The sequence below is a fragment of the Dyadobacter sp. Leaf189 genome, from assembly GCF_001424405.1.
Classification (GTDB): Bacteria; Bacteroidota; Bacteroidia; order Cytophagales; family Spirosomataceae; genus Dyadobacter.
In genome coordinates this window covers 1,841,359-1,854,040 of record NZ_LMPS01000001.1, presented here as the reverse complement: position 1 = coordinate 1,854,040, position 12,682 = coordinate 1,841,359, and the positions used below count along the sequence as shown (strand labels likewise).

At 49.9% G+C, this 12,682-nt stretch carries 4 protein-coding genes and 1 other RNA gene; 1 reads left to right on the top strand and 4 read right to left on the bottom strand.

Features of this window, described 5'->3' with window-relative positions:
- Window positions 1-4 precede the first annotated feature (4 nt).
- From ASG33_RS07760 to ASG33_RS07750, 3 genes are all read right to left on the bottom strand, one after another.
- Window positions 5-1,948 (bottom strand): sialate O-acetylesterase, encoded by a 1,944-nt coding sequence (locus ASG33_RS07760; protein ID WP_056282152.1) that lies wholly within the window; start codon window positions 1,946-1,948, stop codon window positions 5-7.
- Window positions 1,949-2,179: 231 nt separating this feature from the next.
- The gene (locus tag ASG33_RS07755; protein WP_056282149.1) at window positions 2,180-4,135 is read right to left on the bottom strand and encodes a RagB/SusD family nutrient uptake outer membrane protein; all 1,956 of its coding nucleotides are present in this window, start codon (window positions 4,133-4,135) and stop codon (window positions 2,180-2,182) included.
- Between the two features lie 11 nt (window positions 4,136-4,146).
- Window positions 4,147-7,299 carry a TonB-dependent receptor gene (locus ASG33_RS07750; protein ID WP_056282146.1) on the bottom strand — a complete coding sequence of 1,051 codons (3,153 nt, stop codon included), beginning with the start codon at window positions 7,297-7,299 and terminating at the stop codon, window positions 4,147-4,149.
- A 339-nt stretch (window positions 7,300-7,638) separates the two neighbouring features.
- Here ASG33_RS07750 and ASG33_RS07745 point away from each other — a divergent pair, with 339 nt between their 5' ends.
- A complete protein-coding gene (locus ASG33_RS07745) occupies window positions 7,639-11,757 on the top strand; it encodes a hybrid sensor histidine kinase/response regulator transcription factor (protein WP_082489109.1) in 4,119 nt (1,372 codons plus the stop codon).
- A gap of 263 nt (window positions 11,758-12,020) precedes the next feature.
- Here the strand turns inward: ASG33_RS07745 and ssrA are convergent.
- Window positions 12,021-12,392, bottom strand: a transfer-messenger RNA (tmRNA) gene (ssrA, locus tag ASG33_RS25525).
- Window positions 12,393-12,682: the final 290 nt, after the last annotated feature.

The following is a 12,682-nucleotide window of genomic DNA, read 5'->3' as shown; positions in this document are numbered from 1 at the left end:
AAGATTAATTATCATTCAAAATTTCTCCGTCCGTCCGGAAAGGTGAGGCAGGCAGACCGGCGGAATTGTAAAAATTGATCCCCTCCGGATTATCCTGCCAGGCATAGCGTACATATTTCGGATTTTTCACCGCCTCGCTGGACAGCTCAATCTGGTCTTTACCTATAATCCTGGCTTTTGCCCACACGAAATGTTTGTCCTCGCCCGCGATCGCAAACCAGCGCAAATCCTCTTCATCCGCCGACTTAATTCCGTCCGCTACGTCACTGAATATGAGTATGATTTTGTCGCCATTAATGCTTTGCGAGGTAAAACGCGGGCCGCTGTACACTACATTTTTTTCATTGTACGCCAGATTTCTGGCCGAAAGCGCCAGTCTTTTTCCAATGTCTTTTTTATTGAGCGGGTGAATGTCGTTCCACTCGCCGAGGTCCAATGTGACAGTCACAGCCGTGTTTTTTACTGTGAGCGCCTTGTTTTGTGCTTCCCGGAGCACGGCCAGGTCACTTTCGACAGGTCGGTAGCTAATATCCTGAAAATTGGGCAGCTGCACCACCAGAAACGGCAGGTTTACATTTTTCCAAAGTCCGCGCCAATTGTTGATCAATGCAGGCATTAAACGGTAATAATCCTTTGCATTGCCCACATTCGATTCTCCCTGATACCACACAAACCCTTTCAATTTCATCGGCAATGCAGGCGCAATCATAGCATTATACAAGGCAGTGGGTTGGTTTTGAGCCACCAGCGGTTTGTTTCCTTCCGAGATTTTCATTGGCTCATCCACCCTGCCAACCTTGTACTGCCAGGTTCCTTTGAGATCAATCTGCTCTTCGCCCAATGCCATGAAATAAGGTTTGTCAGGCACAAAACCGCCTTTGCCTGCCTGATTAGTAACCCGGATCACGAAAGTGTTTTTACCTGCTTTCAAAAGTCCTTCCGGAATCTGGTATCTGCGCGGCGGATACTGATAAGTCGTCCCGCCGATTCTTTTACCATTCACATACATTTCATCTGCATCCACAATGCGCCCCATAAAAAGCTTCACCGGCTTTGCGGCCCAGCTGGCAGGCACCTCAAATTCCCTTCTGAACCAAACCACGCCGTCCAACTCCCTCAATCCCTGATCTTCCCAATACCCGGGAATGTTAAAATTCCGCCAGCCTTTTGGTCTGTAATCCTCCCGCTCCCAGTGTTCCGCCAGTCCGGCATCCTTGTTTTCCGGTTTGGGAGATTTCGAAGTCGGTGGTCTGAATGTATGCGCATTCACATAGCTCGTATCCTTATTCTGGCTGATTACCTTTTGAATGTCACCAAAATTTTGATAACCCTGCTCGCTGATCCAGGCTTCGATCGGTGTCCCTCCTACCGAGCTGTTGATAATGCCGATCGGGACATGATATTGCTCGTACAAATCCCGCGCGAAAAAATAGGAAACCGCACCAAAACTGAGAATGTCGGCCGCGGTGGCTGCTTTCCATTGAGATGTCGGCAAATCCTGCTTCGGACCATTCAGGTCTGTTTTAGTAGGGATAAAAAAGTTACGGATGTCGGGATAATTGGCAGAAGCAATGTCCTCGGGAAACCGCTCCTTGACGCGCTCCATGTTGATCACCATATTGCTCTGGCCGCTGCACAGCCACACGTCACCAAATGCAATATTTCGAATGCGAATCTGATTTTTACCTTTAACCACCATATCAAACCCTGTCCCGGCAGGCTGCGCGGGCAGCTGCATTTTCCAGCTGCTGTCTGCATTGGCAATGGCACGATACGTTTTATTCTTCAAAGTCACAGTCACCTTCTCCTTCGGCGCCGCCCATCCCCATATTGTTATCGGCTCATCGCGTTGCAGAACCATATTGTCCGAGACCAGGTGGGGCAGGCGGACTTGGGCTTGCAGCAAATGAGGCAGAAAAATAAGGATGGCAATTCGAAAGATGTTCATTTATTAGGGGCAACTTTTTCTTTTAAAAGTAGTTAGGGTTGGATTGTTAATACTAGTCCATTTTTGTTATGCCTTTTTTGTCATGCTGAGCGCAGTCGAAGCACGCCTCCGGAGGTGCCCTTCGACCGCCCGGCGGCCCGGTGCGCTCAGGGTGACAAAGGTAACACAGACCTTGCGCTTGGACAGGCTTTGCGCTCAGCATGACAAAGGTGGCTGATCCACCTTTTCTAATTACATATACCCCGGGTTCTGATAAGCCGCCTTTTCCGCTGCACTGATATCCAGGTTATCCAGCTGCCCCTGTGGGATTGGTCTCAGATAGTGATAATTCTCTATCGTCCTTTTGTACGTCACCGGCGTGTGATCGCCTACACCGGGCCCGCAGATGGTATAGCTGGCGGCGAGTTCTTTCCAGGTTTGGGTGCGCACGAGGTCGTACCAGCGGTAACCTTCACCGTAATATTCACGGGAACGTTCTGCCAGGAGGTAGTTGATCGTGATCGTGGCAGGGGTAGCGGCGACCATGGCAGCGCTGTTATCTGCGACTTTCGCCACGTTACCCTGGTTGTTCCAGCGCCATTTGCCTGCGCGGGCGCGGATCACATTGATCAGGTCGCGGGCGGTTTTTCCTGCCTGTGGAGCAGCACCTTTGACAGCTGCTTCGGCAGCAATGAAATACAGCTCCGAGAACTTGGCAATATTAAACGGACGCGTGTTGGCTGCATTCGGCTGACCGAGGCCAGTTCCATTGTCGGTACGGTACGTGCCCATTTTCCACAAGCCGGGATATACCAATCTGCTGATTGCGCTTGGAGCCATTACGTAATCGGCTCTGCCAGGCAGCACGCCAAGCCCCATTCCGCTCTTGTAAACGGTGTTGGAGTAGTCAATCGTCTGCGCCGGATCTTCGTTCAGGAATGTCAGGATCGCTTCGCCCGGGTGTACCTGCAAATTGTTTGCATTGTACAAAAACTCATTGGTTACGCCTGCCTTTGGCCAGTTGCCGCGATAGGCGGTGGTGAATGTGCCGTCGTAGCGCGAATCGTTGGTTTTGTCGGCAAATGTATTTTTGAATACTTCATGCGGCGGCGCCATTCTCACCCACGGGCGACCCAGTGACTGGTCGGCTTCGCGCTGCACGGAATTGACGGTCTGCGGGGCTGTCCAGTTGGTTTTCGAGCTGGTAATGGCGGTGTAGTTCCATGTCAGCATCCATACCGCAAAGTTATCCGCATCGCCGCCGCCTGCATAGGTCAGGCTAGATCCGTTATACAGCTCGCTCGTTTCGGTATGATCTGCGTAAAGCAACAATTCGCTGTTGCGGTCATTTGAACCCAAATTCACATCATAGTAGGTATCCTGCAATTTGAAAGGACCCGGATTGGCAATCGCTTCTGTCGCAATGTCGTAAGCCTTCTGGAAATACCATTGTGCATTGTGTCCATCCGGATCGGTACGTGACGTTTCGGGATAGGTTGGGATGTTTTTCGGATTCTCCAGCCACCAGCCGTAGGTCAGATAGGCTTTTGAAAGATACAAACGGGCCAAAGTCTTGGTCACTCCGCCTTTTACACGTCCGGTTTCAGGCAGATCATTCACTGCTGCCACCAAATCCGGAAAGATAGCTTTTGTGTAAACTTCCGGTACGGTATTGCGGGTCGAAGTTCTGAGTGTCGAAATGTTGAATGCCAGTTCTCCCGAGCCGAGATCCAGCGGCACGCCGCCGAAAGCCTGTACCAGCAAGAAGTAATCGAATGCACGGAAAAAACGCGCCTCCGCGATGAGCGCCGGCGAAATGCCCACGGCTGTTGCATTTTCGATTACGCCATTCGCTGTGTTGATATTGGGGAATGCATTGAACCACACATTGCTCGCGTCGCTGTTGTTGGCCATAATCAATCCGCCGCCCGAAAGGTCGTGGATCTGGAAATTACTTCCGCCGCCACTCGCGCCCCAGGTCGCTTCATCGGTTCCGGTTACGCAGGAATTGTAATAGTAAGCGTTTCCGAAAATCCATCTGAGGTGCGCGTACATTCCGGTCAAACCACCGTAAACGCCCTTTTCTGTTTTGAAATATTCAGGCGTATAGATCGCCCTTGGCTTTTCTTCCAGGATATCGGTACACCCCACCGAGAACAGCACCAGCAGCATGAGGCCGCGCAGACTTGTAGATTGAATGAGTTTCATGTTCAAACTGTTTAAAATGTCAGATTAACGCCCACCAGATAGTTGCGGGTAGAGGGTGTATTGGTACCGATCGTAAGTATACGTCTGAGTGCACCCGACAGTGGAACCGCCGCATTTTCGTTTCCGAAAGAGTTCGTTTCGGGGTCCATACCCGACTCCCTGTTATAAGGCGAGAACATGACGAAAGGATTTTGAGCGGTAAAGTAAACGCGCAGCCTGGTTATACCCAGCCGTTCAAGTTGCTTTGCGTTAAGGTTATATCCCAGCGTCATCGTCCTGATTTTCAGATAAGAAGCGTCGAAATAACCCAGCGTAGTTCCATATTTTGGATTGTCACCGCCAATGCCGCCCGGAGCCGGATATTTCGCATCCGTATTTTCCGGAGTCCAGTAATCGACCCGCACGTTATTGCCGGCCCGTGCATTCAGGTTATTGAGGTATCCATTTGAACTGTAAATCATGCTATTGAGCAACCCGCCGCTTTTGAATGCACCTACGATACCGAGATCAAATCCTTTGTAAGCCACGTGCGTGTTAAATCCGCCCTGGAAATCTGGTTGCATGCTGATGATCTGCCGGTCGTTGCCATTGATAGGTCGTGTAGGTGTTCCGTCGCTGTTATAGTCGCCGGTGTATTTCACCTTAATCATTCCTGCATTGCCACCCGGTTCCAGAATATCACGGTACTGGTCGTCAGCCTGCCAGAGTCCTACTTTTTCGTAATCATAAATCGAATTGATCGGATGCCCTACAAACCACCAGTTTCCTTCGTCGCGCTGCTGTCCAGAGGCGAGTGATACCAGTTTATTTCGGTTTGCGTAGATGTTGAAACCGATGTCCCAGGTCCAGCCATTTAGATTTTCGAGGATCGTACCATTCAGATTCAGTTCGATGCCTTTGTTCTGTGTCTGACCAATATTGGCAGTGTAGCCCCCTACCCCTGAGGTGGGCGGAAGCCCTACGCCCAGCAGTACGTTCTTGGTTTGCTGCTCATAATACTCAACCGTACCTGACAGGCGATTGTTGAACATTTTGAAATCGACACCAAAGTTCAGTGTATTCGAAAATTCCCAGCCCAGACGCGGGTTAGGCGCATTGGACACGTAGAATCCTGTTGAATACACGTCGTCGCCAAAGTTATAAGGCCGCGTGGCCAGCAAGCCGAGCGTTTCGTACGGGTTCACCGCCTGGTTGGAAGTTTGTCCGTAGCCCGCTCTTAGTTTCAGAAGATTAACCTGTGTCACCGAGCTCATGAAATTCTCTTTCGAGATGTTCCAGCCTATAGATACGGCGGGATAGGCATTCCATTGATAGCCAGATGCAAGACGTGAAGATCCGTCACCGCGATAGGTGACGCTGAGCATATAGCGGTCGTCGTAGGAATACATCACGCGGCCCATATACGAGAGAAGCCCCCATTGATTGTAACCCTGATTGGCAGGATTTACCGTAATGATACCGTCCGCGCGTCCCAGGTTATAGAACTGGAATGCATCCGAAGGAATATCACGCGCCCCGACAGACGAGTTATTGGTCGTGTTTTGTTGCGCTGAGTAAAGCCCCACCGCATTGATCATGTGTTTGCCGAAGTTCTTGTCGTAGCTCAATATGTTTTCAATGGCCCAGTTGGTCGTCAGCGTATTGCTGATACCTGCGGTTGACACATTTTGCACATTACCGGCGAACACACCTTGCCCGGTATAGTTTCCGTTGCTGCTTTGGCGGAAGTTGAGACCTAGATTTGCACGGTATTTTAATCCCGTAATGCCTGGAACGCGTACTTCTGCAAAGACCGTATTATAAGAACCGTACGATTTGGTCTGATCAATGTAAGCATCGCCCAGGCTGTTGAACCGCTCGCGCGAAGGCACCCATTGCGGACCGGAAGTTTGCTCCTGCACAATGGTTTTCATGCTGCCGTCGGCATTGTAAGGATTCGTGATCGGCGTTCTCCCCAGCGCCATTCCTACTGCCGGCATGTTGTTTCCATTGTTGATCGTAAAGTTGGAGTTGGTTGATAATCCTACTTTGAAATACTTATTTATATCCTGATCAATAGAACCTTGCAGCGAATAGCGGGTAAAATCCTGCAATGGAACCACTGCATTCTCTTTGTAATAACCCAGCCCGAAAGAGTAGCTACCCTTATCTGTACCGGCCGATACACTTACGTCGTGGCTCGTCATCATTCCCTTACGGTAAATCATATCCTGCCAGTCTGTGTTGACATCATTCGACTCGTCGAGCGTGTTCTGAAACTTCTGAATACTTGCCGCGCGGAGGGCTGCAAATTCAGGTCCGTTCATCATCGGATATTTGGCAAAAACCGAGGTAACTCCGTGAAAACCATTGTAGCTGAACATCGCCTTCTGGCCGCGCTTGCCGGTGTTGGTCGTGATGAGGACTACCCCGTTAGCACCCCTGGAACCGTAGATCGCCGTCGCCGACGCATCTTTAAGAATGTCCAGACTCTTGATATTGTTGGGGTTAATGTCCGTCAGCGAGCCCGCAAAAGGAATTCCGTCGAGTACGATCAATGGATTGTTGTCAGCTCTTAAAGATCGCTGTCCCCTGATCAGGATCTGCATCGCAGAACCTGGCTTGGAAGAAGTTTGTGAAATTTCAACGCCCACTACCCTGCCCTGCAAGGCCTGTGAAAGGTTTGAAGAAGGCACTTCGCGCACGATATCCCCTGAAACCGAAACTACAGAACCCGTCACCGCTTCCTGCCGCTGCACGCCGTAGCCGACCACGACGACTTCTTCCAGCACCTTACTGTCGTTTTTGAGGACGACATTAATTGCTGTCTGATTTCCTACCGGGATTTCCTGAGAAATATAACCAACCAGGGAAATGACCAGCACGGCATTACCGCCATCTGCGACACGGAGCTTGAAACTGCCGTCAGCGTCGGTAATGGTTCCGGCAGTAGTAGATTTGACAAGCACACTCGCGCCAGGCAGCCCCTCGCCGTCCTCACCAGTGACGCGGCCGGTAATTTCCACATCTGCAACCTGAGCAGCACGGTGTCTGCTGCTGTAATTGGCCATGGAGGCGCGCTCAGCGACGGCGTCATCAGACACTCCCGCCAGCAGTAAAACAGGCAGCCCGAAGATGCCTGCCATCCGCGCCAGCGCGGTACGTTTTAATAAACAGTCATGCATAATTGAGGTATGATTTGATGTTTGAAAGAGATAAGGAGTTGGTGGTTGTTTGTTTGAGTGTCAATTTGACAATAATAAACACAGGCATATTTATTGGAGCGCTGTTGACTAACAGCACCAAACACTTCATGATTTTTTCCAGATATTATTTGATTTATTTTTGACAAAATTAACGTGGTGACACTGTCTGCTGTGAGCAGATTTGTGCATTTGTAGGCTACGATTGTTCAAATCGATCGATAAAATGCCCGATTCTGAGAGAAATTTGCATTTTTACCCGTGCAATTCCTGATACGCTCGTCTTATCACAGGAGCATCTACCTTATTTGACTGAACACAATGCGATTCCGGTTTTCCATCGTCTTCTTATACTTATATCTGTCAATTCTGGCGGGAGGGAGTTTTAGTGTCCTAGCACAGGCACCAGAGCCGAAGTTCACTTCGCTTACGTCGATGGACGGACTGTCGTCAAATACAGTAACGGCTATTTTGAAAGATCGTTACGGATTAATGTGGTTTGCGACCGATGACGGTCTGAACCGGTTCGACGGCACCGACGTGCTCGTGTACCGCCACCGGAAAAGCGATTCTGCTTCTCTCAAATCGAGTGACATTACCAGTTTGCATCAAGACCGCAAAGGGCGCATGTGGGTAGGGACGAATGAGGGAGGCTTACATTTATACAACAGGAATAAGGACGCATTTATCCGCATATCCTCGCCGCACAGTGTTACGAGCATCGCCAGTGATGCGACTGGCAAGCTTTGGGTAGGAACGACGGGAGGATTAGTAACCGTGAACCCGGAAACACGCCAAACCACCACCTTTTTATCCAAAGCCGACATTCCTGACCAGATATCGAAAGGGCTGATATTGAGCGTGGCGATTGATAGCAGGCAAGTTGTCTGGATCGGGACGGATAAAGGATTGTTCAGTATGGATCCTGCTGATAACCCGCGGGAGCCTGTCAATTACCTGCAGCAATTGTCCGACGACGCGGGTGCACGGTCGGTAAAGTCCATTGTGGAAGATCGGAACGGTAATATATGGGTCGGGACATTCAGCGGCTTGTACAAACTGGATTTGAACGGGCGGATTTTGAGCAGTTTCCGCTACGACGCCGGAAACAAAAACTCGCTGAGCAGTAATATGGTTTTTGCGCTGGCGCGGGAAAATGATCGTAACCTGTGGATCTGTACAGATGCTGGTTTAAATATTCTCGACATTCCGACAGGCACATTTACCCGCTACGAGCCAGATGCGCGGACCCAGTTCAGTCTGAGTAACAAGTCCGTACGCAGCATACTGATTGATAATGAAGGTATTTGCTGGTTGGGGACTTACAAGGGCGGCATTAACAAGTACGATAAAAACCTGGCAATCTTCGGTTTGAAAAGATCCGAGAGCAACGATCCTTACGGGCTGAGCGCACCTTTTGTCACCTCCTTCGCAGAAAGTAAAACCGGGCAGCTGTTTGTCGGTACCGACGGCGGAGGATTGAATTTGTATGACCGGAAAACCAATCTTTTTAAAAAATTTACCATTAATCCAAAAAACAAGAATGCCTCGTCGGGATTGGCGATCCTGTCCATGGAATTAGCTTCGGAAAGTGAGCTGTTTATAGGAACATTTCAGGACGGGCTGATCAGGATCAATCCCCAGACGGGCGCTTATACCCAGTTTACACGCGGCAAGGATTCGACTTCGCTCAGTAATAATGACATTTTTGCCATCAAAAGGGACCGCTTGGGCAAGATATGGATCGGTACGAATGGTGGCGGCCTGCACCAGTTTGACCCGCTTACGGAAAAATTCACAAGATTTTACAATCCCGGCATTGCAATGGCCAGCCGACCCATTCCGCTGAATGGGTACATCAGGGACATTATGCAGGACCGGCACGGTAAGCTCTGGATCGGCTCACACGGCACAGGTATCGCGGTTTATGATCCGGTCCTACGCACTTCCCAACTGCTGAACAAACAAACCAGCGGGCTACCCAGCAACATTGTTTCATCCATTCTCGAAGACCGGGACGGGAACATCTGGGTCGGCACATCGGGTGAGGGATTGGGGCTTTATGATCAAAAATCAAAGAAATTCACGACCTACTCCGAAAGGGAAGGACTGCCCAGCAGCATTGTGAACAAAGTGTTGGAAGATGTGCAGGGGCGCATTTGGGTAAGTACCAATCAGGGGATCAGCTTCTTTGATCGGCATAGTAAAAAGTTTACAAACTACACCACTTACAACGGCATCCAAAACAAAACATTCGTGCTTGGCTCGGGGATCAGGACGGCGGACAATACGCTATTTTTCGGTGGCATTGCAGGTTTTAATTACATTGATACGCGCAGCCTTCCGTCAGGAAAAAACGTTGCGCCTATTATCCTGAAAGACCTTCGAATAGGGAACAGGAGCATTACTTCCGCAGATTCCAATCTGGTGGACGCGGATATTTCAGTTGCCAAAACCATCCGGCTCGGCTATAAACAGAATTTCTCCGTCGGCTTTACCGCGCTCAACTATACAAATCCCAAGCAGATCCATTACCGGCACAGGCTCTCGGGAATGCAGTCAGAGTGGAACCAGACGGGGACGAACAATGTGGCGAGCTATACCAATCTGAGTCCTGGTAATTATGTTTTCGAAGTCCAGGCCAGCCCTGACGGCATAGAGTGGACTGGCCAGACCAGGTCGCTGAATGTGGTAGTAGAGCCGCCGTTTTATCTGACCATTTACGCCTACATATTTTACATTCTTACTCCGTTTGTGATTGTGTTTATCATGCGGAGACGCGGGATCCGAAAGCTGAAACGTGAATTCCAGCAACAGCAGGAACAGGCCGAAGCGGAGCGAGCGCGCGAACTGGACCAAATGAAAATCAAATTTCTTACCAATCTGAGTCACGAGTTCCGGACTCCGATCGCGCTTATTCTGGCGCCGGTGGATAATGTGCTGGGCAAAACCAGGGATACTGAGCTGCACGCGCCGGTTCTGGCGATTAAAAGGAATGCAAAAAGGCTGCTGAATCTGGTGGACCATTTGCTGGACCTGAAAAATATGCAGCAACAGGAACTGAGCCTTGAATTGAGCAGAAAAGACGTCGTGAACTTTATCGAAGACACCTGCGGCCAGTTTACCGATTTGTTCGGCCGTAGGGGCATTGAGTTCAGGATAGAAAGTTCGGCGGCGCATTTTTTCATGGATTTCGATGCCAACAAGCTGGAAAGGATACTTTTTAACCTGCTTTCGAATGCATCAAAGTTTACTCAAAAAGGCGGGCAGGTGAAATTGCGCATCGGGCAGCACGAAGACGTCGAAGGCAAGCAGTGGCTGGATATTGCTATTTCTGACACCGGCATTGGTATACCCGAAGACAAACATGAAAAGATTTTCGAGCGCTTTTTCCAGAATGATGCGGGTCAGTCGGTGCTGAACCAGGGTAGCGGTATCGGGTTGTCGATCGTGCGTGAATTTGTTCAGCTGCACCAGGGTTCGGTTTCCGTCCAGAGCCAACCGGGACTGGGCAGTACTTTTACAGTGAGGCTGCCGGTGAATGCGGATTTTGAGTCGGTGGCGGCGAATGACGATCCGACCAAAGCGCCTGCGCCGGCAATTTCCGCACCGGCCTTAGCGAGCAAGTTAGAAAAGGCTAGTGTGGAAGAACCGTCAACCGTGCTGATCATTGAGGACAATGACGAATTCAGGCAATATCTGCGAGAAAACCTGGCTCCTTATTACCAGGTGATAGAGGCCAGCAACGGAAAGGAAGGCTGGCAAAAAACGCTCAGCCACCACCCTGAACTGATCGTGAGCGACATTGCGATGCCGGAAATGGACGGGATCGCATTGAGCCAGAAAATCAAAACCGACAAACGGACCAAACACATTCCGATCATTCTACTGACCGCATCGACTGGCGAGCAGCAGCAACTGGAAGGCCTCAACTCGGGCGCGAATGATTACCTGACCAAACCCTTTAACTTCGAGATACTCAATGCCAAGATCAACAACCTGGTGCTGCTCAACCGGCTGCTGAAAGGTGTGTATTCACGGCATATCAAAATCTCTGGCCAGGATCCGCAGATCCAATCAGCGCAGGAAAAGCTTCTGAAAGACATGCTTGTCTACATTGAAAATAATCTGCATAATTCCCAGCTCAGCGTGGAAAACCTCAGCAAACACGTGGGCATGAGCCGGGGAAGTTTATACAGCAAAGTATTAGAAATGAGCGGACAAACGCCCATCGAATTTATCCGGTCAATCAAGCTCGAAAAAGCAGCGGTTCTGCTGGAAAACAGTGATCTCAGCATTTCCCAGATCTCCTATATGACGGGGTTCACGGCACCAAATTATTTTGCAAAGTCATTTAAAACCAAGTTTAACATGCTTCCGACTGAGTATCGTGCTGGGAGAAATAAATTGAGCCGGGTAATTCAAGCTGCCACAATTTGATGCATTTGAGGGTTTGTACTGTACAAGCATATATTACAAACATTGCCAGAGCCCTTCTAACAGTGGCCCTATACCAGCCAACTTCACCAAAAAGCAAGCCGAACCCTGCGCCCTCTACATGCAAAAAAGCCGCCTCCTAAATGGAAACGGCTTTCAGTGGAGATGGAGGGAGTCGAACGGCACGGGCCGCCCCGCCCGTCCAGAACAGGGAAACCCTGCGCCTTCTACATGCAAAAAGCCGCCTCCTAAATGGAAACGGCTTTCAGTGGAGATGGAGGGAGTCGAACCCTCGTCCAGAACAGGGAAACCCTGCGCCTTCTACATGCTTATCCTCGATTAGATTGTCGGGCCAGACAAGGTTCGCGGCGGACCCGCGTCTAAGCCTTAGATACTAGGGTCTCGTTGGTTTTACGCATCAATATACCAACCAGCGCTGCGGTTCGACACCTCTGGATCCACCCGGCAGCACGTGGGGTGGAGAGATGATGGCATTTGGTTAATCCTCCGGATTAAGCAGCCATGGCGTAAGTAGATTCGCCAGTTATTGTTTGAGACCATTATTTACGGGAGGTAATCTCAACTCCCGACATGCTTACACACAGACTTCCAACCCGCTGTCAATTCCAGTCACCCCCATTTTGGCAATCGGCCGTCGGCTTTTGGCTTTTGGCTTTTAGCTATTAGCACAAAGTTCGATTGCATTGCTATTTACACATTTATGGCTAAGAAAGTTCTTTGTTTGTAATTGAATTAGCCGAATAACTTGAAATCTGCTGGTTATTAGTTCATTAAATATTAAAAATTTCTGAATGTAAAATGGTGCCCCTCCCCCACTTCGACTGCGCTCAGTGTGACAAATGAGCCCTGCTCTCCCCCACTTCGACTCCGCTCAGTGTGACAAATGGGCCCTGCTCCCCCCCACTTC